Annotated in this window: 22 protein-coding genes and 1 pseudogene; 14 read left to right on the plus strand and 9 right to left on the minus strand. The window is 61.9% G+C overall.

All coding sequences use genetic code 11. The features are described 5' to 3' along the window. Positions 1–188 precede the first annotated feature (188 nt). Complete coding sequence (locus CO664_RS12140) at positions 189–2,090, plus strand: potassium transporter Kup (RefSeq protein ID WP_097538892.1); 1,902 nt, start codon at positions 189–191, stop codon at positions 2,088–2,090. A gap of 50 nt (positions 2,091–2,140) precedes the next feature. Here CO664_RS12140 and CO664_RS12145 read toward each other — a convergent pair whose 3' ends face one another. Continuing rightward, a complete protein-coding gene (locus tag CO664_RS12145; protein WP_097524651.1) occupies positions 2,141–2,338 on the minus strand; it encodes a hypothetical protein in 198 nt (65 codons plus the stop codon). 331 nt (positions 2,339–2,669) lie between these two features. On the opposite strand from CO664_RS12145, the gene CO664_RS12150 reads away from it, so the two are divergent. Next, complete coding sequence (locus CO664_RS12150; protein WP_176536584.1) at positions 2,670–3,809, plus strand: NAD(P)/FAD-dependent oxidoreductase; 1,140 nt, start codon at positions 2,670–2,672, stop codon at positions 3,807–3,809. Between the two features lie 214 nt (positions 3,810–4,023). On the opposite strand, the pseudogene CO664_RS12155 reads toward CO664_RS12150, so the two are convergent. Next, positions 4,024–5,179, minus strand: a pseudogene (locus tag CO664_RS12155) (ISNCY family transposase). 170 nt (positions 5,180–5,349) lie between these two features. Beyond that, a complete protein-coding gene (locus CO664_RS12160; protein WP_097538893.1) occupies positions 5,350–5,814 on the minus strand; it encodes an Lrp/AsnC family transcriptional regulator in 465 nt (154 codons plus the stop codon). Between the two features lie 123 nt (positions 5,815–5,937). Between CO664_RS12160 and alr the strand changes: the two genes are divergently transcribed. Together alr and CO664_RS12170 are read left to right on the plus strand one after the other, a co-directional pair. Continuing rightward, positions 5,938–7,065, plus strand: a complete 1,128-nt coding sequence (alr, locus tag CO664_RS12165) for an alanine racemase (protein ID WP_097538894.1) — start codon at positions 5,938–5,940, stop codon at positions 7,063–7,065. A 21-nt stretch (positions 7,066–7,086) separates the two neighbouring features. Beyond that, on the plus strand, positions 7,087–8,337 hold the full coding sequence (locus CO664_RS12170) for a D-amino acid dehydrogenase (RefSeq protein WP_037425465.1): 1,251 nt from the start codon (positions 7,087–7,089) through the stop codon (positions 8,335–8,337). A gap of 65 nt (positions 8,338–8,402) precedes the next feature. Here the strand turns inward: CO664_RS12170 and CO664_RS12175 are convergent, their stop codons facing one another. After that, positions 8,403–9,422 (minus strand): Gfo/Idh/MocA family oxidoreductase, encoded by a 1,020-nt coding sequence (locus CO664_RS12175; RefSeq protein WP_097524654.1) that lies wholly within the window; start codon positions 9,420–9,422, stop codon positions 8,403–8,405. A 194-nt stretch (positions 9,423–9,616) separates the two neighbouring features. Between CO664_RS12175 and uxaC the strand changes: the two genes are divergently transcribed. The 8 genes from uxaC to CO664_RS12215 are packed head-to-tail and all read left to right on the plus strand — an operon-like array spanning position 9,617 to position 16,720. Next, entirely contained in the window at positions 9,617–11,026 is a 1,410-nt protein-coding gene (gene uxaC, locus CO664_RS12180; protein WP_097538895.1) for a glucuronate isomerase, read from the plus strand. A gap of 50 nt (positions 11,027–11,076) precedes the next feature. Next, a complete protein-coding gene (locus tag CO664_RS12185) occupies positions 11,077–12,054 on the plus strand; it encodes a TRAP transporter substrate-binding protein (RefSeq protein ID WP_037425474.1) in 978 nt (325 codons plus the stop codon). Between the two features lie 53 nt (positions 12,055–12,107). Next, complete coding sequence (locus tag CO664_RS12190) at positions 12,108–12,668, plus strand: TRAP transporter small permease (protein ID WP_097524656.1); 561 nt, start codon at positions 12,108–12,110, stop codon at positions 12,666–12,668. 4 nt (positions 12,669–12,672) lie between these two features. Beyond that, a complete protein-coding gene (locus CO664_RS12195; protein WP_097524657.1) occupies positions 12,673–13,956 on the plus strand; it encodes a TRAP transporter large permease in 1,284 nt (427 codons plus the stop codon). A 7-nt stretch (positions 13,957–13,963) separates the two neighbouring features. Then, positions 13,964–14,731 (plus strand): FadR/GntR family transcriptional regulator, encoded by a 768-nt coding sequence (locus CO664_RS12200; protein WP_176536569.1) that lies wholly within the window; start codon positions 13,964–13,966, stop codon positions 14,729–14,731. Positions 14,732–14,765: 34 nt separating this feature from the next. Continuing rightward, entirely contained in the window at positions 14,766–15,614 is an 849-nt protein-coding gene (kduI, locus tag CO664_RS12205) for a 5-dehydro-4-deoxy-D-glucuronate isomerase (protein WP_037425482.1), read from the plus strand. Then, a complete protein-coding gene (kduD, locus tag CO664_RS12210) occupies positions 15,611–16,375 on the plus strand; it encodes a 2-dehydro-3-deoxy-D-gluconate 5-dehydrogenase KduD (protein WP_097538896.1) in 765 nt (254 codons plus the stop codon). Before kduI ends, kduD begins: the two co-directional genes overlap by 4 nt. A gap of 9 nt (positions 16,376–16,384) precedes the next feature. Then, a complete protein-coding gene (locus tag CO664_RS12215; RefSeq protein WP_097538897.1) occupies positions 16,385–16,720 on the plus strand; it encodes a cupin domain-containing protein in 336 nt (111 codons plus the stop codon). A gap of 180 nt (positions 16,721–16,900) precedes the next feature. Here the strand turns inward: CO664_RS12215 and CO664_RS12220 are convergent, their stop codons facing one another. Together CO664_RS12220 and CO664_RS12225 are read right to left on the minus strand one after the other, a co-directional pair. Next, positions 16,901–17,524, minus strand: coding sequence for a hypothetical protein (locus tag CO664_RS12220; protein ID WP_037425488.1), 624 nt, complete (start codon positions 17,522–17,524; stop codon positions 16,901–16,903). Between the two features lie 115 nt (positions 17,525–17,639). Continuing rightward, a complete protein-coding gene (locus CO664_RS12225; protein WP_037425491.1) occupies positions 17,640–18,632 on the minus strand; it encodes a YihY/virulence factor BrkB family protein in 993 nt (330 codons plus the stop codon). Positions 18,633–18,792: 160 nt separating this feature from the next. Between CO664_RS12225 and CO664_RS12230 the strand changes: the two genes are divergently transcribed. After that, positions 18,793–18,993: a hypothetical protein gene (locus CO664_RS12230; RefSeq protein ID WP_037425494.1), complete on the plus strand. Its 201-nt coding sequence runs from the start codon at positions 18,793–18,795 to the stop codon at positions 18,991–18,993. 12 nt (positions 18,994–19,005) lie between these two features. Here CO664_RS12230 and CO664_RS30950 read toward each other — a convergent pair whose 3' ends face one another. Then, on the minus strand, positions 19,006–19,182 hold the full coding sequence (locus CO664_RS30950; RefSeq protein ID WP_245426450.1) for a GcrA cell cycle regulator: 177 nt from the start codon (positions 19,180–19,182) through the stop codon (positions 19,006–19,008). Between the two features lie 446 nt (positions 19,183–19,628). After that, positions 19,629–19,856: a hypothetical protein gene (locus tag CO664_RS12240; RefSeq protein ID WP_176536570.1), complete on the minus strand. Its 228-nt coding sequence runs from the start codon at positions 19,854–19,856 to the stop codon at positions 19,629–19,631. A gap of 244 nt (positions 19,857–20,100) precedes the next feature. On the opposite strand from CO664_RS12240, the gene CO664_RS12245 reads away from it, so the two are divergent. Next, entirely contained in the window at positions 20,101–21,393 is a 1,293-nt protein-coding gene (locus CO664_RS12245) for a cation:proton antiporter (protein ID WP_097524666.1), read from the plus strand. 2 nt (positions 21,394–21,395) lie between these two features. Here the strand turns inward: CO664_RS12245 and CO664_RS12250 are convergent, their stop codons facing one another. Next, the gene (locus CO664_RS12250; RefSeq protein ID WP_097538899.1) at positions 21,396–22,346 is read right to left on the minus strand and encodes a LysR family transcriptional regulator; all 951 of its coding nucleotides are present in this window, start codon (positions 22,344–22,346) and stop codon (positions 21,396–21,398) included. Positions 22,347–22,449 lie beyond the last annotated feature (103 nt).

Here is a 22,449-nt window from a genome sequence, read left to right on the forward strand (position 1 = left end):
AGCTTCTGCCAGAGCGGATTTCTGCTGGATTCCCTTTCTGGGTCATGGAAGTCGGCGGTACAGTCCTGTACGAAGATAGAAACTTCTCCGATTTCCGCGCGTTGCAGAGAAGTTGGCGCCCTGCCTCCATTTTTGGCCCAGCATCATGCGCGTCCGTCACTTCGGGGATTTTCTGACGTGGAGAACCCATGACCGCCTCCGTCGACCATGCACCGGCACAGGGCCGTGGCCTGCGCCAGTTTCTCGCCCTGATGCTCGGATCCGTGGGAGTGGTCTATGGCGACATCGGCACCAGCCCCCTCTATGCGTTTCGTGAGGCATTGCGGCCCTTTGCGCCGGGCGGTGTCGAGCGGGCAGAGATCATCGGCCTCATCTCGCTGGTCATCTGGACGCTAACGATCATCGTGACAATTAAATACGTGATCCTGCTGCTTCGCGCCGACAACAATGGCGAGGGCGGCACCTTGGCCCTGCTTGCCCTGCTGATGAAGAAGGGCACCAGGTATCCGGTACTGATGTTCTTCACCGGCATTTTCGGTGCGTCGCTCTTCATCGGCGACGCAATGATCACACCGGCGCTCTCGGTGCTCTCCGCCGTGGAGGGGCTGAAGCTCGTGACGCCGGCTTTGCACGACTATGTGCTGCCGATCTCGGTCGGGATCATGGTGTTGTTGTTTGCCGTTCAGTCGCGTGGCACCGGCGCCGTCTCGATCTTCTTCGGGCCGATCACGCTCATCTGGTTTATCGTCCTCGGCGCGGCGGGCGTGGCCCATATCGGCGACGATCTGGCGATCCTCGGAGCCTTCAATCCCGTGCACGCCGTCGTTTTCCTATGGAATGCCGGCCTCGTTGGCTTCATCGTTCTTGGGGCCGTGTTTCTGACGGTCACGGGAGCGGAAGCTCTCTACGCCGATCTGGGGCATTTCGGCCGCGCCCCGATCCAGGCGGCCTGGATTGCGGTCGTATTCCCGGCGCTGACCTTGAACTATCTCGGACAAGGCGCGCTGATCCTGTCGCATCCGGAGGCGATCTCCGACCCGTTTTTCCTGATGTTTCCGAGCTGGGCCCTGTTGCCGGTGGTGCTCCTTGCGACGCTCGCGACCATCATTGCCAGCCAGTCGGTAATCACCGGCGCGTTCTCGCTCGTGCGGCAAGCCATCCACCTCGGCTTCCTGCCTCGCTTCGAGATCTGCTACACCTCGGAAACCCATACTGGCCAGATCTACCTGCCCTTGGTCAACACGGCGCTCCTCATCGGGGTGCTCGTCCTTTTGTTTGTGTTCGGCAGTTCCGAATCCCTCGCGCCCGCCTATGGCGTCTCGATCACCGGTGCCATGCTGATCGACACGATTCTCGCGTTCGAGTTCGTTCGCCGTCAGTGGGGCTGGGCTGTGCTGACTGCCATTGCAGTCCTGCTCCCCTTGTTCCTGCTGGAAATGGTCTTTCTCGGCGCCAACCTCTTCAAGATTCACCATGGCGGCTTCGTACCCATCCTTTTCGCCGGAACGTTGATCACGATCATGTGGACCTGGCGGCGAGGCGTGCAGCTTCTGCGCGAGAAGACTGCGCGTCTGGAAGTGCCGCTCGACCAGTTCATCGCTGCCGTCGAACGAAAATCCGAGCACGCTCCGGTCGAAGTGCCGGGAACGGCGATCTTCCTGACCGCCACGCCCGAGACCACGCCGTCCGTCCTCCTGCACAACATCAAGCACAATCATGTGCTTCACGAGCACAACGTCATCCTGACCATCAAAACGGCAAGGGTGCCCTATGTCGCGGAGAAGGATCGCTACACGCTGACGAAGCTCTCCGACCGGTTCAGCAAGCTCGAGCTGAGGTTCGGCTTCATGGATGACCAGAATGTCTCACGGGCGCTGGCGCGCTGCCGCAAGGAAGGTTTCAAATTCGAGATCATGTCGACGTCCTTCTATCTCGGCCGGCGCAAGCTCGTTCCGGACCCCGCTTCGGGTATGCCGAGATGGCAGGACAGGCTGTTCATAGCGATGGCTGACTCGGCAATTGACCCGACCGACTACTTCCATCTGCCCGCCAACCGCGTCGTCGAGTTGGGGGAACAAGTGATCATTTAGCGAAAAGGCACTCAGCGCCGAGACCTTGCGGAGCCGTTCGCAAGAAACTGTCATAACCTCCCGGGCGCGCTCAGCCTCTCTTGGGTCAGCGGTGCGTAGACCTTGGCTCCGGATCGCCTATCGTCTGCGACGCCGGTCGCCAGCACGAGGTAAGCGACGATGAGGCCGATCGACAAGAGCAAGACGCCAACGGCAAAAGCCGGTGAAGTCTCGGTTTCGTGAGCGTGCCATTCCTTCCTGCTGAACATGGGAACCTCCCATTGAATGGGAAAGTATGAAATGTGACGGTTGGATGGGGATGGAATTCATTGGATTTACATAAGAGCGTTTTGCCGCTCGGCGACCTCCGTCTCAAGGCTCGCACAACGAGGTCTGCAGTCAAGAATTAGACCATGACCCGAATGGGCGAGGGAGCATCGATCTAACGGGTCGTTGGCGCGTCCCGCTCTCCTGTGCTAGAGCAATTTCTAGAACAGGCATGTAGCGGTCCTCCGTCCAAAAGTCATAATTTCAGAGAGTTAGCGCACTTCGTTGCTTTCATAGATTCGGTGAAGCAATGAAATGATGTCAGGGCCTGCCATGTCGCTGGAGCAAGTGGAATGCATCGTCGCGGGAGCCGGCGTCATCGGGCTTGCCGTTGCCCGCGCCCTTGCGCTGGCCGGCCGCGAGGTGCTCATCCTCGAAGCGGCCGATCGCATCGGAAGCGAGACCTCGTCGCGCAACAGCGAAGTCGTCCATGCCGGCATCTACTATCCGGCAGGCAGCCTGATGGCGCGTCTATGCGTCGACGGCCGAAACCTGCTTTATGCCTATTGCCGCGAGCGCGGGCTTCCACACCAGCGGTGCGGCAAGCTGATCGTCGCAACTTCAGAAGCGGAGCTGAAACAGCTGCCGGCGATCGCCGCCGGGGCGGCGCACAACGGGGTGACGAATGTCAGGCAAATCTCTGCCGGGCAGGCGCGCTCCCTCGAACCGGCACTTGCCGCGACCGGCGCGCTCCTGTCGCCTTCGACCGGCATTGTCGACAGTCACGCCTATATGCTGTCGCTGCTCGGCGATGCCGAAAATGCCGGCGCAGTCCTCGTCTGCAACAGCCCGGTCGAGCGGGGTAGGGCAACCGCGCGCGGCATTGTGGTCGATGTCGGCGGCGCCGCACCGACACGTCTCGGCTGCCGTCTGTTCGTCAATGCCGCCGGGCTTGCCGCACCCAAGCTGGCACGCCTGATCGACGGCATGCCGCCGGCGCTGGTGCCGAAGGAATACTTCGCAAAGGGAGACTATTTCTCGCTCGTCGGAAAGGCGCCGTTCTCGCGCCTGATCTATCCCGTCCCCGTCAAGGGAGGCCTCGGAATCCACCTGACCCTCGACCTGACCGGCCAGGCGCGGTTCGGCCCCGACATCGAATGGGTCGACACGCTTCGATACGATGTCGACCCGGCAAAGGCGGCGCTCTTTTATGCCGGCGTACGCCGCTATTTCCCAGACCTTAAGGATGGCGCATTGCTGCCGGCCTATTCCGGCATTCGGCCGAAGATCGTGCCTCCGGAGGTCGCCCATCAGGATTTCGTCGTACAGGGCCCCACCGTGCATGGCGTGCCCGGGCTGATCAACCTGTTCGGCATAGAATCGCCGGGCCTCACCGCCTCTTTGGCCTTGGCGAAGTTGGTGGCGGAAGCGTTTGACCAGCATCCCAAGAGGCGACGACTGTCGCATCTCTAACTGGCTCATATGTCGCATCTCTAAAATGCCGCTACATGATGTGGCGGCCAGGTTGAAATGTCCGCTCCGGCGCAAAGTAGAAATGTCACTTGCAGCGCTGCCACACGGCACGAGGACCAGCCCCGATCTGACCGGCTGGTCCGGGTTGCAAGGTGAGATCGGGGCGGGTGAATTATCCACTGATCGGCTTTAGCTTTGACAGCCAGACCGCTGATTATTCTGCGGCATCAAGGCGAGAGAGCGCTTGCTGCCGGCGGGCGATGACCGCGGGATCGTTGATAAAATCCGTCCGTTTGCCCGGCTTGCGCCCACTCGGTTTGTAACCGATCCTCTCGCTATTGGTCTTCACCTTCGGCATCGGCCGCTCGTCCTGGCGCTCCTTGATGTAGGCCAGCACATCGGAAAGCCGCTTGTTCTCGGTGATCGCCGCATGCGTCACCCGCTGGTCCTTATCGAACACCCGGTAGGGTAGGGAATGGCCTTTCCACCGCACATCCAATCGACCATCGGCATAGGCATAGGTCTCGACATAGCGACCAGCCAAACCGCGCGTCACCTCGGTCTCCTCAAGCATGATCCGCTGGCGCTCGAACGAAAACGTCAGCTGCGATCCGACATAGCGCTGCTCACGTTTGCACAGGACGTCGCGCAGCCGATCCGGGGCAAGATTCAGCGACCGCGCGGCCGAACTGCGTCATGCCCTGACCGCCCTTGGCATCCTTCTTCGCCACCCGGAACACCGAATGCTTGTCGGAATAGAAGGCGACTGGAGCACCATGCGCCTGCAGATAGAGCTCCAGCGCCTCGAAATAGCTGAACGCACTTTCCGAGCGCACGAACCGCAACTGCATCAACTTGCCGGTCGCATCATCGACGAACACCAAAAGCGAGCACGGCGGCCCGCGATCCTCGAACCAGCGATGCTCGGAGCCGTCGATCTGCACCAGCTCGCCCAAGGCTTCACGGCGCAGCCGCGGCTGATGGAACGTCCGGCGCTGTTTGCGTGACAGCCACAGGCCGGCCTCCGACATCCATTTGCGCAAGGTCTCGCGCGACACGGTTAGACCATCAAGCTCGGCAAGCTTCTCGGCCGCCAGCGTCGGACCGAAGTCCGCATAACGCTCGCGCACGATCGCCACGGCATAGTCGCGCACGCCGTCGCAAATCCGGTTGTTCGATGGGCGACCGATCGCCTTGTGGCGGATCGATGCCGCACCATCTGTCCGGATCCGCTCCAGGAGCCGGCGAACCTGGCGGGTGCTCAGATCAAGCACATGTCCAGCCGACACCATCGTCATCCGGCCGTCGACCACCTTCGACAAAACCTCGATCCGCTGCAGGTCGCGCTCGCTCATCGCAATCAATCCCATCCGCAATCTCCCACGTCATCAAAACGCGGGGAGAGTGACATTCTTACTTTGCAGGATCAGGACACTTTAACTTTGCGGCTACAATGCAAAATCGCGTAATCTATCTTATGGAACTTCGGACAATGAAGCCACCCACTGGATTATTTGCCCCGAAACCTTCGACAGACCCGTCACCGCCGGGGCTTGGTTCGGGTGGCGAGAACGTTGCGGATTGAAAAGCTCGAATGGATGCGCAGGACGCCGGGCAGCGTCGAGAGAATGTCCTTGTGGATCCGCTCGAACTCGCCGGCGCCCGCGACTTCTACCCGCAGCAGATAATCCGATCCGCCCGTCATGAGGAAGCATTCGCGTATTTCCGGATGCTTGCGCACCGCCGCTTCGAAACGGTCGAGATGATCCTCCGTCTGTCGCTCCAGCGTGATATTGATGATCACCGCGATCGTGTCCTCGGAACTGCCGCTTTCCACCAGCGCGGTGTAGCCGCGTATGACGCCGGCCCCTTCGAGCAATCTTATCCGGCGCAGACAAGCCGACGGCGACAGGCCAACCTCCTTCGCCATGCGGGCATTGCTCATGCGCGCGTTGACGCGGAGCAGACGCAGGATATTTCGATCGATCGCGTCAAGCGCTGTCATGCATAAAGCTCCGTTTTTGTGCAGTATGTGCAGGTATTGCCCATACTTTGATACAATCAATCAACACCAGATAAGATATTCGACGATCGTTTCAATATGTTTTGCGCAACGAGAGGGTTGCACATGAACCGTCATGCCTTGCATGTTCCAGATCGACAAACGGTGGGTGGCGCTTCGGGCTACCTGACGATCGATCTTGCCGCCTTGCGGCGGAATTATCGAAAGCTTTCGACAAGGGTCGCACCGGCAACCGCCGCCGCGGTGGTCAAGGCCGACGCCTATGGCCTTGGCGCCGAGCAGGTCTCCGACGCCCTGCATGCGGAAGGCTGCCGGCATTTCTTTGTTGCGCATCTCCCCGAGGCGGTGAAGCTCGGACCGCTTTTGCCGAACGACACGCAGATATTCGTGCTCAACGGGCTGCAGCCCGGAACGGAGATCACCTGCGCCAAGGCCCGCATCGTTCCGGTTCTCAACTCTCTCGAGCAATTCCGCCGCTGGTCGCTGACGGCGCGGAAGCTCGGGCGCGTTCTTCCCGGTGTCTTGCAGTTCGACACGGGCATGTCGCGCTTGGGGGTTCCCCCGGAGGAACGAACCCCGCTTGCGGCTGATCTCGAGGGCTGCGGCAATATCGAAATTCTGTTCATCATGAGCCACCTCGCCTGCGCCGACGAGCTGGACAATGGCCAGAATGCAGAGCAGCTCGCCGAGATCGGTCGGATCGCCGCCGAGTTTCCAGGCTTGAGCGTCTGCCTAGCCAATTCCGGCGGCATATTCATGGGCGACGACTATCACGGTGTGCTGTCTCGTCCCGGCATCGCCCTCTACGGGGGAGCACCCACAGCGGGCAAGCCCAATCCAATGGAGCCGGTCGTGCGGCTCGACGTTGCCGTCATTCAGACGAGAACGGTGCCGGCCGGCACGCGGGTCGGATATGGCGGTGCGCATGTGACTTCCGCCGAGACCAGGCTTGCCACGATCGCCGCAGGCTATGCCGACGGCCTGCCGCGCAGTCTCAGCCATCGCGGCGCCGTTTTCTACGACGGCGTTCGCCTGCCGTTCGTCGGGCGCGTCTCGATGGACAGCATAACCGTCGATATTTCCGCCCTTCCCGAAGGCACGCTTGCGCTGGGAAGCCTTGTCGAGGTTCTCGGCCCTCACCAAACGCTTGAAGAACTGGCGGAAGCAGGCGGCACCATCTCCTATGAAATTCTGACTAGCCTCGGCCGCCGCTACGAGCGTCGCTACCGCTGATCGTCCATCATCGAGGAAACCATGAAAGTCATCGTTCTCGGCGCCGGTGTGATCGGCGTCACCAGTGCCTACCAGCTCGCCAAGGCAGGACACGAGGTCACCGTCATCGACCGCCAGCAAGGTCCGGCCCTGGAAACCAGCTTCGCCAATGCCGGCGAAGTCTCCTTCGGCTACTGCTCGCCCTGGGCCGCACCCGGTATTCCAATGAAGGCGCTGAAATGGCTCTTCATGGAGCATGCGCCGCTCATCCTGCGGCCGAAGATCGACCGCGCCATGCTCACCTGGATGTTCCAGATGCTGAGGAACTGCACCCCGGAGCGCTACGCGATCAACAAGAGCCGCATGTTGCGCCTCGCGGCTTACAGCCGGACATCACTGGCGGAGGTCCGGGCGGAGACCGGCATCGCCTATGACGAACGCATGCAGGGCACGCTGCAGCTTTTCAGGACGCAGCAGCAGCTGGACGCTTCGGGCAAGGATGTCAAGGCGCTGGCGGCCGACGGCGTGCCCTACAAGGTGCTCGACCGTGACGGCTGCATTGGGGTCGAGCCCGCTCTGAAGCATGTCCGAGAAAAGATCGTCGGCGGTCTGCTGACGCCGAAGGACGAAACCGGCGACTGCTTCAAATTTACGAACGCGCTCGCCGCCAGGGCGGCGGCGCTCGGAGTCCGCTTCGCCTATGGCACGCTTATCAAGGGGCTGGATGTTGAAGGCGGGCAGGTGCGCGGCGTCCTGACCGAACGCGACCGGCTGAACGCGGATGCGGTCGTCGTCGCGCTCGGCAGCTATTCACCGCTGCTGCTGAAACCATTCGGCATCAAGCTGCCGGTCTATCCCGTCAAGGGATATTCACTGACGATTCCCATCACCGACGCTTCGCGCGCACCGGAATCCACCGTGATGGACGAGACCTACAAGATCGCCATCACACGCCTCGGCGACCGGATCCGTGTCGGTGGCATGGCGGAAATCTCTGGATACACCAATGATCTTGGCCCGGCCCGGCGGCGCACCCTCGACCATTCGGTGACAGATCTGTTCCCAGGCGGCGATTTGCGACAGGCATCCTTCTGGTCCGGGCTCAGGCCGATGACGCCGGACGGGACGCCGGTGATTGGGCCGACGAAGATTGCCGGTCTCTACCTCAACACCGGACACGGCACGCTCGGCTGGACGATGAGCTGCGGTTCGGCCCGTCTCATCAGCGATTTGGTCGGCGGGCGCAAGCCAGAGATCGACGCGAAGGATCTGGCGATCGGTCGCTATAGGTGAGCCGTCATGTTCACTGAGAAAGCCATGTCCGCCTCCCCGATTGGTCGTAGGTGGCGCAACGAGGCCTAAGAACGTTGCGGGCGGCCGCTCTCGGCGGCCACGAGAATTGCCTCAATGAGGCGATGAACCCTTAACGCCTCGCGGCCGTTGACGCGCGGCTCTCGTCCGGTCTCGATGGCATCGAGGAAATCGGCGAGCACCGCGCGGTGATGGTGGTGCGGGAAGGCCATCGGATCGGCGCCGGCACCTCCGGCCGCCTCGTCCTCGATCGTGAGTTCCGTTCCATCGTGAAAGGAGACGGTCAAATTCCTTCCGCCGAGGCGCGCCATGCCGCGCGTGCCGATGACGTCGATCTCGTCGGGAAAGCCCGGATAGGCGCAGGTGGTAGCACTCACCGTGCCGATCGCTCCGTTTGCAAAGCGGATGGCCGCCATGGCGAGGTCTTCCGTTTCCATGCGGTGCACCTTGCTGGTTGCCGCATGGGCTCTGACCTCCTCCGGAAGGCCGGCGAGCGAAATCATGAGGTCGAGCGTGTGGATCGCTTGGGTGAGAAGCACGCCGCCGCCGTCGCGAGCCCGCGTGCCGCGTCCCGGCTGGTCGTAATAGCTCTGCGGGCGCCAGTTGTGGAGGCGCGCCGAAGCGCTGACGATCTCGCCGAGACGCCCCTCCTCGATCAGTTCGGCAAGTGCCTCGCTGACCGGGCGAAAGCGGTGCTGAAGCACGATGCCGAGTACGATTCCTGCTTTTTCGGCAAGTTCCACCAATGCCTCGGCGCGCGCCGGCGATATCTCCAGCGGCTTTTCGAGAAGCACATGCTTGTTCGCTGCGGCCGCCCGCCGGACGAGGTCAAGATGTGTATTGGGCGGCGTCAGCACCATGACGGCTGCTATCGACGGATCGGCGAAGATGGTCTCGGCATCGTCGCAAGTGGGAAATCCGTAAATCTGCGTAAATGCTTCGCGCCGCGCCGGCGTAGGACTGAAGGCAGCGGCAACCTCGGCCCTCTCCTGTAAATCGAGCAGACTTTTGGCATGTGGCGCTGCGGCCATGCCGAGGCCGATCAGACCGACGCGTATCCTTGCCATCTCGCTCTCTCCATCACCCGGTGATCGGCGACCGCTTGGGCAAACCCGCACCGCTGCCGCGACGGGGCCGAACGCGACTTGCTCAACGTAAGAACGTGCACAACCAAATTCATCATACAAGTAAAAAAATTTGTATGTTGACATTTTATTTTACAGGCTCTAGCCATAGCGAGCCTATAGGAGGAGCGGGCTACATGAAGGGGCTGATCGACCCAGATCTTCTGTTTCCGGCGGACGAGGGCACGCGGCGGCTCGCGCGGGACCTCTATGCCGAGGTGCGCGGACTGCCGATCGTCAGCCCGCACGGTCACACGGAACCGCGGTGGTATGCGCTCGACGAGCCCTTCCCCGATCCGGCACAGCTTCTCATCGTACCGGACCACTATGTATTCCGCATGCTGTTCAGCCAGGGTGTGAAACTGGAAGAGCTCGGCGTGCCGACCCTTGACGGCGCGCCGGTCGAGACGAACGGACGCGCGATCTGGCGACTTTTCTGCGAGCGCTATCATCTGTTTCGCGGCACGCCGACGCGCCTCTGGTTCGACTACACGCTTTCCAACCTCTTCGGCATTGAGGAGTTGCCCTCGGCGGAAAACGCCGATCGCCTGTACGACCGCATCTCCGCTTGCCTCGACAAGCCGGACTACCGCCCCCGCGCCCTCTATGAACGCTTCAATATCGAGGTAATCTCGACGACCGACGGGGCGCTCGACGATCTGCATTGGCACGCGAAAATCCGCGAAAGCGGCTGGAAGGGCCGCGTCGTTCCCGCATACAGACCCGACTCGGTCGTGGATCCGGAGTTCGCCGGCTTTTCCGCCAATCTTGACAGGCTGGGTGAGATCACCGGCGCCGACACCGGAACATGGAAGGGCTATCTTGACGCGCATCGGGCCCGGCGCGCCTATTTCAAGCAGTTCGGCGCAACTTCCACGGATCACGGCCATGCCACGGCGGATACGGCGAACCTTTCCGAGGCGGCGGCGATGGCGCTCTTCGACAAGGTGCGCTCTGGCAAGGCGGATGCGGACGCGAGCCGACTCTTCCGTGCTCAGATGCTGACCGAAATGGCAAAGATGAGCCTCGATGACGGATTGGTGCTGCAGATCCATCCGGGCTCCTTCCGCAATCATTCCCCGTCGATGCTGGCAAAGTTCGGCCGCGACAAGGGTTTCGATATTCCGACCCGCACGGATTACGTGACGGCCTTGAAGCCGCTGCTTGACGCCGTCGGACTCGAGCCCGACCTGACCGTCATTCTCTTTACCTTGGACGAGACGAGCTATGCGCGCGAGCTTGCGCCGCTCGCCGGCGTCTACCCGGCGCTCAGACTCGGGCCCGCCTGGTGGTTCCACGACAGCCCGGAAGGCATGCGCCGCTTCCGCGAGATGACCACCGAGACGGCCGGGTTCTACAACACGGTCGGCTTCAACGACGACACCAGGGCGTTTCCGTCGATCCCGGCGCGCCACGATATCGCACGCCGGGTCGACTGCGCTTTTTTGGCACGCCTGGTGGCCGAACATCGGCTGAGAGAGGACGAGGCCTGCGAGCTTGCCCGAGATCTTGCCTGCGGACTCGCAAAGAAGGCGTACCAACTTTGAAACAGTGAAAGTGAGATCATCGATCTGATCATGCGAAACGGGAGGAGAGCATGAGAATTCTTGGAAAACTGACGGCGGGCCTGCTGCTTGCCGCTGCATTCATGACCGGTGCGGCCAGCGCCCAGACGGTGCTGCGCTCATCGGATACGCATCCGGACGGCTATCCGACGGTTGAGGCCGTCGAATATTTCGGCGAGCTGGTCAAGGAGCGTACTGCCGGCCGCTACGCTGTCGAGGTTTACCACTCGGCGCAACTCGGCGAGGAAAAGGACACCATCGAGCAGGTGCGCTCCGGCGTGATCGAACTGAACCGCGTGTCGATGGCACCCTTCAACGGCACGGTGAAGGAGTCGATCATCCCGGCCCTGCCCTACCTCTTCCGCTCGGAAGAGCACATGCACAAGGTCATGGATGGCGCGATCGGCGACCAGATCAAAAAGGCATTCGAAGGCGCCGGACTGGTGGTGCTTGCCTATTATGATGCGGGCTCGCGCTCCTTCTATAACAAGCAGAAGCCGATCACGTCGGTTGCCGACATGAAGGGGCTGAAGTTCCGCGTCATCCAGTCGGACATCTTCGTCGACATGGTGGCGGCGCTCGGCGCCAACGCCACGCCGATGCCCTATGGCGAGGTCTATTCGGCGATCGAGACGGGCGTCATCGACGGAGCGGAGAACAATTTCCCGAGCTACGACACCGCCAAGCATTTCGAGGTGGCGAAGAACTTCTCGCTCGACGAGCACACCATTCTTCCGGAGGTGTTCGTGATGAACAAGGCCGCCTTCGACAAGCTAACGCCGGAAGACCAGGAGATCTTCAAGCAGGCCGCCAAGGACAGCGTCGCCAAGCAGCGCGAGCTCTGGGCGGCCAAGGTTAGCGAGTCGCGCGCCAAGGTCGAGGCGGCCGGCGCGAAGATTTCCACGCCCGACAAGCAGGGTTTCATCGATGCGATGAAGCCGGTTTACGAGAAGCACGTCACCGATCCGGTCCTGAAGAAGATGGTCGAGGACGTACGGGCGGTTCAATGACGCCATTTGATGGGCAGGCCCGACCCTGCCCATCCCTTCTAGGGATGACGACCATGTCCACCAGACTGGTGAAAACGGGCCGCGCGCTCTCGGGGTTGAGCACGCTTTCGCTCTGGCTCGCGGGGATCGGCCTTGTCGTGATGACGGCGATCGTCGCTTGGCAGGTGTTCTGCCGCTATGTGCTGAACGACTCGCCGAGCTGGACCGAGCCCGGCGCCGTCATGCTGATGAGCTGGTTCATCTTCCTGGGTGCCGCGGTCGGCGTGCGGGAAAACTACCATCTCGGCTTCGACGTCCTGCTCTACGTGGTACCCAAGGGTGGGAAGAAGTGGCTGCGGATGATCTCGGACCTTGTCGCGCTCGCCTTCGGCTGCGGCATGATCTGGTACGGGGTCGAGCTTGTCAGGCTCACCTGGGACACCATTCTGCCGTCGCTGCATATCTCCGGCGGCTGGAACTATGTGCCGCTGGTTGCAGGCGGCGTGCTGATCAGCCTGTTCGCCCTGGAACGCATCGTTCTTCGGCTTGCAGGAGAACCGATCGACGATCTTCTCGACGAATTGCCGCCGGCGGAGGCTGCCGCCGAACTCGACACCGCGAATGTAAAGGCGTGATCGGATGGATATGATGATCCTCTTCGGCGTATTTACGCTGCTGATGCTGATCGGCACGCCGATCGCCTTCTGCCTCGGCGTCGCCTCTTTCGCGACCGTGCTCTATCTTGGGCTGCCGCCGCTCGTCATCTTCCAGCGGCTGAATTCCGGCATGAGCGTGTTTTCTCTGCTCGCCATTCCGTTCTTCATCTATGCCGGCGACCTGATGGTACGCGGCGGCATCGCCCAGAAGATCGTCGCCTTCGCCGCCTCGCTGGTCGGGCACATCCGCGGCGGACTGGGGCAGGTCAACATCGTCACCGCGACGCTGTTCGGCGGCATTTCCGGCTCCGCCGTCGCGGAGGCCGCAGCCGTCGGCGGGCTGATGATCCCGCAAATGAAAGCGCGCGGCTATGGCGCCGACTATGCCGTCAACGTCACCTCCATGGCGGCTTTGATCGCGCTGATGCTGCCGCCGTCGCACAACATGATCATCTATTCGATCTCGGCGGGTGGAAAGATCTCGATTGCGGATCTCTTCACCGCCGGCATTCTCCCCGGCCTCCTTTATGCGGCCGCGCTGATGGTGACCGCCTATTTCGTGGCGCGCAGCCGCGGCTACCCCACCGAGGTTTTTCCAGGGTTCGCGAGGGTCGGCCGCTTCCTACTCATTTCGACCCCCGGCCTGCTGCTCATCGCCATCATCTTCGGCGGCGTCCGCTCGGGCGTGTTCACGGCGACGGAAAGCTCATGCATCGCCGTTCTCTACGCGCTGGCCGTGACCGTCTTCGTCTACCGTCAGATGAACTGGCAGGACTTCGTCCACGCCACCTTCGGCGCGGTGCGCACGACGGCGATGGTCCTCTTAATTATCGGAATGGCAGCGGCGTTCTCCTGGCTGATGGCATTTCTCAAGGTGCCCGCGGCACTGATCGACTGGATGAACACGATCTCGGAGAACCCGATCATCGTGCTGCTGCTGATCAACGTCCTGATGCTGTTCCTCGGCACCTTCATGGACATGGGGCCGACAATCATCATCTGCACGCCGATCTTTCTGCCGGTGGCGATGGCCTACGGAGTCGATCCGGTCCATTTCGGGGTGATCATGATCCTGAACTTCGGGATCGGCCTCAATACGCCGCCGGTGGGCGCGGTGCAGTTCGTCGCCTGCGCGGTCGGGAAAATCACCGTATGGGAGGCGATGCGGAGCATCTGGCCCTTCTATCTGGCGGGTTTGATCGTCCTCGGGCTCGTCACCTATGTTCCGGCCCTCTCGCTCTGGCTGCCGGGCGTCTTCAAGGGGTAAGAGCGTCATGGACTCCCCGGCCGAATCCAGGATGGAGCGCAAGCCGAAGCTTTCCGAACGCGTCGCCAGCGCGATCCGGGAGCAGGTTCTGAAAGGCGAAATTCCGCCTGGCGACAAGCTGCCGACGGAGAGCCGGATGAGCGCGTTTTACGGCGTCAGCCGGACCGTGGTGCGCGAGGCGATCGCGACCCTTGCCGCAGATGGCCTGGTCGAGGCGCGACAGGGAGCCGGTGTATTCGTCAAGGATCACCCGACACTTGCCTTCGGCTCGATCAGCCTCGACGTCGGCAACCGGATCTCCCATGCCCTGAACGTCATCGAAGTGCGGATGGGGCTTGAGATAGAGAGCGCCGGGCTTGCGGCGCTTCGGCGCAATGCCGCCCAGGAGGCGCAGATCCAGGAGGCCTTCTTTGAATTCGAACGGCTGCTCGAGCGCGGCGAGGCGACCGGCAAGAGCGACTTCGCCTTCCACCGGGCGATCGCCGTTGCGACCAACAATCCCTACTATGTGGAAGTTCTCGATGCGCTTGGCATGCGGGCGATCCCCTGCGACATCGCCTCGCCCTGGGGCACCGACAGCATCCTGTCGCGCGAATATCAGGAGGGCCTGCAGCGCGAGCATCTGGCGATCCTCAAGGCGATTTCCGCCAGCGATCCGGACGCTGCCCGCGCCGCCATGCGCGCCCATCTTACCGCCAGCCAGGAACGCTATCGCGTGCGGCTGAGCGGTCAGCAGGCCAAATGGATTTTGGACACGACAACCCGCCGGGACTGACTTCCTTTCTTGCAAATCCGAGGACAACACGCCGATGACCGCAACCCATATCGACTATGCCATCCGTCACGCCATCGACCCCGAAGCCGCCGCGCGCATGGATACCGATGCGCTTCGCGCGAATTTCCACATTTCGGGGCTGTTCAGGCCGGGCCGCATTTCACTGACCTATACCCATTACGACCGGATGATCGTCGGCGGCGCGATGCCGGTCGACGCACCCCTGCCGCTGGAGACCATTCGCCCGACAGGCACGCCCCGCTTCCTCGACCGGCGCGAGCTCATTGCCGTCAGTATCGGCGGTGCCGGCCACGTCGAGGTCGGTGGCGAAAGCTTCCGGCTCGAGCCGCGCGACATGATCTATGCGGGCATGGGCGATGACGTCTCCTTCTCGTCCGAAGATCCAGCCGCCCCCGCCAAATTCTATCTGCTCAGCGCGCCCGCCCACCAGGCATTGCCGGCGCGCCATATCCGCATCGGCGATGCCAAACGGCTCGATCTCGGCAGCGCGGCCACCTCGAACGAGCGCTCGATCTTCCAATTCATTCACCCGGAAGGTGTGAAGACCTGCCAACTCGTTGTCGGCATGACGCAACTTGCGCCCGGCTCCGTCTGGAACACCATGCCCTGCCACGTTCACGATCGGCGCATGGAAGCCTATCTCTATTTCGACCTAGCGGACGGGGCACGCATTCTGCATCTGATGGGCGAACCGAGCGAAACACGCCATATCGTGATGGCGAAGGAGGAGGCGGTGATTTCGCCGCCCTGGTCCATCCATTCCGGCTGCGGCACGTCCAGCTATGCCTTCATCTGGGCCATGGCCGGCGACAATGTCGATTATACCGATGTGGAGATGGTGCCGATGGAGGCGCTGAAGTGAGCGTTCCGTCGGCCTTCAGCCTCGCCGGCCGCCGCATCGTCGTCACCGGCGCCAATACCGGCATCGGCCAGGGCGTGGCCGTGGCGGTCGCCCGCGCCGGCGGAACAGTGATCGGCGTCGGCCGCTCCGCCATGGACGAAACCGAGACGAAGATCTCGGAGGCAGGCGGAAGCTTCATTTCCGCGCATGCCGATCTTGCGGACCGCGAAGCGAGCCGTTCGCTGATCGACGATTTGTGGAGCGAGCATGGTTTTCTTGACGGCCTGGTCAACAATGCCGGAATCATCCGCCGCGCCTACGCGGTGGATTTCAGCGAAGCCGACTGGGACGACGTCATCGATATCAATCTCAGTTCGTTGTTCTTCCTGAGCCAGGCCTATGGCCGCCGGCTGCTTGCCGAGGGACGGCGCGGCAAGATCGTCAATATTGCCTCGCTGCTTTCCTTCCAGGGAGGTATCCGCGTCGCCTCCTATACCGCGTCGAAGCATGGCGCGCTGGGCATCACCAGGGTTCTCGCCTGCGAATGGGCGGCGAAGGGCATCAACGTGAATGCCGTGGCGCCCGGCTATATCGTTACCAACAACACCGAGGCGCTCCGCGCCGACGAAAAGCGAAGCGCGGCCATTCTGGAGCGCATCCCAGCCGGCCGCTGGGGCACGCCGGACGACATCGGCGATGCGACGGTGTTCCTGCTTGCCCCGGCTTCCGACTACATGCACGGCGCCGTCATTCCGGTCGACGGCGGCTGGCTCGCGAGATAGGAGACGATCATGGATAGGAAACTTTTCGCCCGCGGTAACGAAGGCGAATGGACAGATCTCGGAGAGGGCAATCGGCGCCGGGTGATCCTCTCGACGGACGAATTGATGCTGGTGGAATTCGCCTTCGATGAGGGAGCCATCGGCGCTCCCCATTCTCACCCGCACGTTCAGGCCAGCTATGTCGCGGCGGGGAGCTTCGAGGTGACGGTCGGCGGGCAGACCCAGGTTCTTTCCGCCGGCGACAGTTTCATCGTGCCGTCCGGGGTGGTCCATGGCGTGAAGGCGCTGGAGCCAGGCCGTCTCGTCGATAGCTTTACCCCACATCGGGCCGATTTTCTCAACTAAGGATGAGCGGCGGTCGAGGAGAGCACTCCGGCACGCGAGCTCCTTGTGCGCCGCCTGTTCAACGCTCTGGTCGACGGACGCCGCCCGCTCCTGCAGGCTCTTTCCCTTGCCTGCAGGACTTTCATACGCTCAATGCTGGCCCGCTACGTGTAACGTCGCCTCTGCAGCTTCAGCCGATCCTCAATCGGTCGCGAAGCAATAGAAGAGGCCGTCTCCTCCGGTGCCCTTGAAGGCCTCAATCGTGCAGCCGCCCCGCGTCGAATGGGAAGAGTTCCAGGATTTGGCCGCGGCCGAGTCGTCGGTACCGGTGCGGTCGCTGTGGCCGACAATTGCAGCACCCTCCGCGCCGCCCATCGTCCAGTTGCCGCAGGTTTCGGCGGCGGCGGTTCCGTCCGGCTTCGTGCCGGTCAGAATGTCGTGGCGGTTCGGCGTGTCGCCCCGACCATTGATGACTTCGCCCTTCTCGTTGAGCGCGGTCTGTTTGGTCAGGTTGTTGGTCTCGCCATGAAGCGCAGCGACATCGTCGGCGATCTTTTCGCCCTTGGCGTTGTACCAGGGCCCTGTCCCGATACGGTCCCTGGCGTTCTCCGTGTCGGTAGACAGATACGCCCTCCAGGTCTTGCCGGTCGAGCCGCTGGCCGCCGCCAGCGCGCCGCAATGGGCATCGGCGCCCGCAAGTCCGCCGAGATCACCGCCCTTGCCCGGATTGGAGCTGGTGACGAAGAAGCTCATCGACGTGTCCTGAGCAACAGCCGGGCCGACCGAACAGGCCAATACCGTCGCGATAAGTGCCATGCGTTTCATGGCATGCCTCCCTTGGATGTCCAGGCTATGAGCGTATTGCGTGCAAAGGCCAGCGTAAAATCTCAATCTCGTGAGGTAGAGGGCGCGCCGGCCGTCGCTCAGGCGCCCTCGACGGCTAATCCGCAGCCTTTCCGAGCGTATCGGCGACAAAAGCCCCGCGTTCGCCCATCGGCATCGGCTCTCCAGTGGTGGAATCGACCGCCGTCTGATGCTCGAGCTCGGCGTTAAGGAGAGCGCCGGTGATCAGGATGACCATGGAAATCCAGACCCACATCATGAAGCCAATCAGCGCGCCGAGTGCGCCATAGGTCGCGTTGTAGTTCGCGAAATTTTCCAGATAGTAGGAATATACCCATGAGGCGGCGAGCCACAGCAATGTGCTGAATACGGCGCCCCAGTTCAGCCACCGCAGCTTGGCCCGCTCGCGGCTCGGTCCATAACGATAGATGAGCACGGTGCCGAGGGTCCCGAGCAGCAGAATGGCCGGCCACCGCGCCACTCTCGTCAGGACCTCAATCCAGCGATCCAGCCATAGATAGGCGAGCAAGGCCGGAATGACGCCGATCGCCACGATGAGGACGACGGCAAAAAGCAATGCGGCAAAGGTGAAGGCAAGGCACAGGAGCGTTCTAGAAACGATCCCTCTCTTCTCCTTTTCCCCATAAGCGACGTTCATGGCGTCGAAGAGTGCAGCAATGCCGTTGGCCGCACTCCAGAGCGAGACCAACAGTCCGCCGATGAAGCCAAGGCTGAGGGTCGACGTCTTCTGCGTGGCAAGAGACGTCAGCTGATCCGTAATCATACTGTACGAGCCGGGCGGCAGGAGCTCGTCCAATACGGCCATATGCGCGCCTATATCGGAGGGATTTGCGATAAACCCGTAAAGCGAGACGAGCGCGCCCAGAGCCGGAAACAGCGCCAGCAGCAGGTAAAAGCTTACCCCTGCCGCGATCAGGAAGACGCGCTCCTCGGAGATCTCGGACATCACCCGCCAGAACACGTCGCGCAACCCTTTCGCCGGTATCTCTCCCGGCGTGGCTGCACTGCGCCCCCTGCCCGGATCGGCGGTCTCCATTGCCTTCGTAAGATCGACGTCCTTAGCGTTCATCGAGGCATGTCCGGTGTTACTCTCGATCCTAAGCTAGCGCCCAACTTTCGGGGAACTTCCTTGTTCCAGCGCGCCGAGGATTTGACCAGTCGCCGCGCGCCGTCCCGGAACAATCGCCCCCTGCCGCAGTTTTGTTCGATACTGGACGGGAGATGCAGACATGAACAGAAATTGGGAGCGTTTGGCGCTGATCGGCGCCGCCATCATCATCCTCTCCAGCGCACTGTTCTATTTCTACGTCGACCGCTTTCCGACAAGCAATGCGACGCGTATCGAAGACACGAAAGTCAATGCCGACGGCGTGAAGACGATCGACCCGAACCCGCCAAGCGCCAGCGGAGACAAGAATAATCCATCCTAACGGGTTTGCGGTTCATTCGTGGGCATGACCGCTGCCGCGCTTCTGTATCAGCCTTGTCTTGTGATGGGGACAGTATTTGCCGACGGCCTTGGCGGCGCAGAAGAGATAGGGTCCACCGCTGTTGATGGGCCAGATGCAATCGCCGGGCAATAGATCCTCGAGGCGCTTTGCGAATGGCAGTCGCCGCACGTCATACTCGTTCGCAGGGGAAAACTCTCTCTGGTGCTCAGTCATCGGTATTTGGCGTTGCCTTCTTTTCCTCTGGCCCAACTCAGGGGTTTCTAGAGGCTCACTTGATCGGAAGGGCGATCTTGCCAACGGTGCGGCTCAGTCGACAAGTCCAAGCCTCCGCCGGCCAACCTTCCGCCCGCCCATCGACAGGCGTCAGCCCGGAAGCAGGGTGACCACCATCACCGCCGCGACCACGGCAAGCGCAGCGAAAAGGGCGATCAGTTCGATCATCATGTAACGCTGCATATCGCGACGCATGCCCGATCCTCCACATCGTTGCGAGGTTCAAGAAAAACGCTTCAACACCACAATTGTTCACGCAAGGCCGCAGCAGGTTCCCGAATGCAGGCAACGAGATGTCTCGCCCCTTCGGTCGAGCGCCCGAACAAGGCGAAGATCAACCGCTAGTCGTTGATCATTTCGGGTGTCGCGTCGCCCGTCGTTAACATCCGCATCAGGGCGATTTCGCTCCTTACGCCTTGCTGGTATAGGTGAAAAAGCATCCTGCCTATTTTAGCACCCTCTTCACTTTCCGGCTCCAGCTCCCTGGAGGAGCAAGCATAGACATGAACGCGCCTGAGCATCGAGATTTCAAGGTCGTCAATGGCGAGATCCGAAAAGCGCATATGCATTTCCCTTTGACCCTCCGATCAAAGCAAGTTTGTTGCTCATGCAATGATATTGGTGCGCCAAGCTTCGGATTCCAGATGTTGCGCATCAATGACCGTTGATCGTGGTCGACGGGAACGTCAGACGCGGCAGACGCGTTTTTTACGATCTTGCTGCGCGTCTTTCGGAGCTATCATGTCCATAAATCCCCTCGTGACCTTCGATCTCGATCCAGCCCCAGCGTTGATCGACTGAGAGGTACCGCGGATGGAGCACTACGACATAACGCTTGGGCTGTTTGGGCTGGTCATCCTGCTGACCGCCTGGATTCCTATGGCGTTTCGCCGCCTGCCGCTTTCACTGCCCATCTTCTGCATCGCCATCGGCGCCCTGGCCGGACACACTATACTCAGACCGGTCGTCGATCTCGGCTCGTTCGACAGTCGGCTCGTCATCGAGCATATGACGGAGTTCACCGTCATCGTCGCGCTGATGGGTGCCGGACTGAAGATCGACCGGCCGATCGGCCTGCGCAACTGGGCTCTCACCTGGCGGCTCCTGGGCATTGCGATGCCGCTGGGGATCGCCGTGATGGCCGCCGGCGCCTCGCTGATACTCGGTCTTGGAGCAGCTTCCGCCATTCTGCTCGCCGCCTGCCTGGCACCGACCGACCCGGTCCTGGCGAGCGATGTCCAGGTAGGACCGCCGGAGACGGGAACCGAGGACGAAGTTCGGTTCGCGCTGACGTCCGAAGCCGGCTTGAACGACGGCCTGAGCTTTCCGTTCGTGTATTTGGCAATTGCGATCGCACTCGCCTCCGATGAGCCGGACTGGTTCGCCGGGTGGCTGCTGCTGGATGTCACCTGGCGGCTCTTCGCCGGCATCGTGATGGGATGGATTGTCGGCAAGGCGCTCGGCTTTGCCACGTTTCGCCTTCCGAAGGGCGCTGCGCTCGTGCGCACGGGCGACGGTTTCGTCGCCTTGGGGATCACCTGCCTCGCCTACAGCCTGACGGAACTCGTCCACGGCTATGGATTCGTCGCCGTGTTCGTGGCCGCGCTCTCCTTCCGCACCGTCGAGCGACACCACGAATTTCACAAGGAACTGCACGACTTCTCCGAGCAGATCGAAAGGCTCCTGATGATGGTGCTTCTCGTCTGCTTCGGCGCCGCCGTCAGCCTCGGACACTTCATTGTCGACCTCGATTGGCGCGTGGTCGCCTTTGCCCTCTTCGTCCTGGCCATTGCCCGGCCGGCCACCGGATGGGTGAGCCTGCCATCGACCTTGCCAAAGGGTGAAAGGGCGGCGATCGCCGTCTTCGGGATCCGCGGCCTGGGCTCGATCTACTATCTCGCCTTTGCCACCGGGGTGGCGCGTTTCGAAGAGGTCGGCGTCATGTGGTCCGCCGTCGCCTTGATCGTGCTGATTTCCATCGTTACGCACGGGCTCACTGTCACCCCGGCGATGCACTGGCTCGACAGGCGGCGCAAAAACATCGGCAAGGCCGACGAAGCAATGCGTGCGAAGACCAAGTCCGGGAGTGCAGCCCTATCCGATTGATCTCACGCGACTCCCGCTTCGGGGAATCCGAGGGTCTCGACGGTCTCGAGGATCTGCCCGCGCAGCCAGCGATGGGGCGGCTCGTCGTCGTGACGGGCATGCCAATACATCCTGATCTCGGGAACGGGGATCGAAAGCGGCGGCTCATAGATGACAATCGGCAGGCTCCGGGCGGCGGAAACCGCGAATTGGCGAGGAACAGCGGCAAGATAGTTCCCGCTTGCCACGGCCAACGCCACGGCCTGGAAGTGCGGCAATGCCAGGCTCACGCGGCGCATCCGCCCGATCTTGGCGAGGGCGTCGTCAGTAAAGCCCGACATCGAACCGTCGATCGAGCGGATGGCATGCGGCAGTTCGCAGAAGATTTCGATCGGCAGAAGTCCATTCTCGCCGATCCCAGCCCGGCCAATCGCAATATTGTCCTTGGCTGCGATGATCGCAAAGGGAGAGTGAAAGAGAAGGGCACTCGAGACCCAGTCCGGCACCTCCAGCGGCCGCTCCAGCGCCGCGTCGACCTCGTCGTCCTGAAGCAGCCGTGCGACATCGCCGCGCGCGCTGTCGAGAAAACGGAGTGACACGGCAGGCGCCGTGTGCGTGATGCGCGCTGCCAGGGACGGCATCAGCAGCATCGAAAAGAAATCGGCCCCCATCAGCGTGAAGGTGCGCTCAAGCTCCGCAGGCTCGAACCTCTTGGCTGCGTGAAAAACGCGTTCGATTTCGCGCAGCGCCACCCGCACCGGCTCCGCCAGGCTCTCCGCCCGGGGCGTCGGCACCATCTCGTTGCCGCGCCGGACAAACAACTGATCATTGAGCGCGTGACGCAAGCGGTTGAGTGCCGCGCTGACGGCAGGCTGGCTCAAGCCGATCCGATCGCCGGCGCGGGTGACGCTTCTTTCCCGCAGCAGGGCATCGAGCACCCGCACCAGATTGAGGTCCAGAGCATTTAAATTCATCCCGTCAATTCGCCCCATACGATCATTCGATTTCCGCTCGACCCGGTCGGCCGGTAAGTCACCCGCGACGCCACGTCACATAAGGCAAAGGAGCACGCCCGCC

It is taken from the genome of Sinorhizobium sp. NG07B (assembly GCF_002532005.1).
Taxonomy (GTDB): Bacteria; Pseudomonadota; Alphaproteobacteria; order Rhizobiales; family Rhizobiaceae; genus Sinorhizobium; species Sinorhizobium fredii_C.